This is a genomic window from Microbacterium sp. ISL-103 (assembly GCF_018613995.1).
GTDB lineage: Bacteria > Actinomycetota > Actinomycetes > Actinomycetales > Microbacteriaceae > Microbacterium.
On the sequence record NZ_JAGGPD010000593.1, the window covers coordinates 1 to 1,454 of the forward strand.

The 1,454-nt window shown below is 68.2% G+C and carries 2 protein-coding genes; both read left to right on the top strand.

Annotated elements, in window-relative coordinates; all coding sequences use genetic code 11:
• Window positions 1-371, top strand: a 371-nt coding sequence (locus J7E68_RS18300; protein WP_215174973.1) for an exonuclease SbcCD subunit D C-terminal domain-containing protein, incomplete at its 5' end; no start/stop codon positions are given.
• 114 nt (window positions 372-485) lie between these two features.
• A partial coding sequence (locus J7E68_RS18305) for an AAA family ATPase (RefSeq protein ID WP_215174974.1) occupies window positions 486-1,454 on the top strand: 969 nt, incomplete at its 3' end.

Here is a 1,454-nt window from a genome sequence, read left to right on the forward strand (position 1 = left end):
AGTTGCCTGTGCCTCGCCGACTCGTGACGCTCACCGGCACGCTCGACGAGATCCTGTCTGCCGAGAACGTCACAGCGCACGCCGACGACTGGGTGTGCGCGGTGTACACCGACGCGCTCGCTCAGACCGAGCCGATGCGCCGACTCCGGGAACGATATCCGTACTGCGCGATGGTGCAGCACCAGCCCTCCGAGACGTCCGTGGCGGCCGATCGCTCGTACGCCGAACGGCTGCGGAATGCCGTGACCGACCCCGAGCGCATCGAGGCATTCCTCGAGCACGTGCGTTCAGGGCACGGTGCGACCGAGCGCGAGGGCGAGCTGATCCGCGAGGTCCTCGACGACCGCGTCCGCGCTGACGCGCTCATCTAGTCCGGTGACTTGTCGATCTGATCCGGTGACGACTCGATCCATTCCGGTGACGAGTCGCCCCGGTCTGGTGACGGGTCGCCGCCATCACGCTCCCACAGAGAAGAAGATGTTCTGATGCAGCTGCACCGATTGGAGGTCGAAGGGTTCGGCCCGTTCCGCGAGCGGCAGATCGTCGACTTCGATGCGTTCGCCGACGACGGGATCTTCCTGATCGCCGGGCGCACAGGTGCCGGCAAGTCCAGCATCCTCGACGCGGTCTGCTTCGGCCTCTACGGCGGGGTCCCGCGGTACGAGAGCGGCGAGAAGCGCCTGCGCAGCGATCACTGTGAGCCAGACGACCTCACCGAGGTCGTGGTGGAGTTCAGCACGCCGGCCGGCCGTTACCGGGTGAGACGATCGCCCGACTACGAGCGCCCCAAGAAACGTGGCGGCGGCATGACGGTGCAGCCCGCGGCCGTGCAGCTCGACACGATGGTCGGCGGCGAATGGATCGGTCTCGCTGCGAAAGAGCGCGAAGCCGCCTACGAGCTCGACGAGATCCTGCAGCTCAGCCGCGAGCAGTTCCTGCAGGTCATCCTGCTCGCGCAGAACCGGTTCTCGGAGTTCCTGCTCGCCGGCAGCAAAGAACGGCAGGGGCTGCTGAGGCGGCTGTTCGGAACCGAGCGCTTCGAAGACGTGCAGTCGCGGTTCGACGAACGGCGCAAGGCGGCAGAGCACGCGCTCGGTGCCCGGCTCGCCACGGTGTCGGCTCGGCTCGACGAAGGAGAGAGACTGGTCGGCAACGCCGACCTCGGTCGCGACAGCGAGGCGCAGCCAGACGATGTGTCAGCTGAGGAGCCTCTCGCAGCGACGACCGACGAGCGCCTCGATGCTCTGCGTCGCGCCAAGGCTCGTGCCGACTACCGTGCGGAACGTCGGGCGCACGAGCGCATCGACGCAGAGAAGCAGTCCGACGCCGCGGACGCAGCCCTCGCGACCGCACGTGAGGAGCAGCGGGCGCAGGTCGAGCGGGATCGGGCCCGAGCCGCGCTCGAGCGTCTCGAGGCCGAGGAGGGGGCGATCGCCGATGCGCGTCGGGAACTG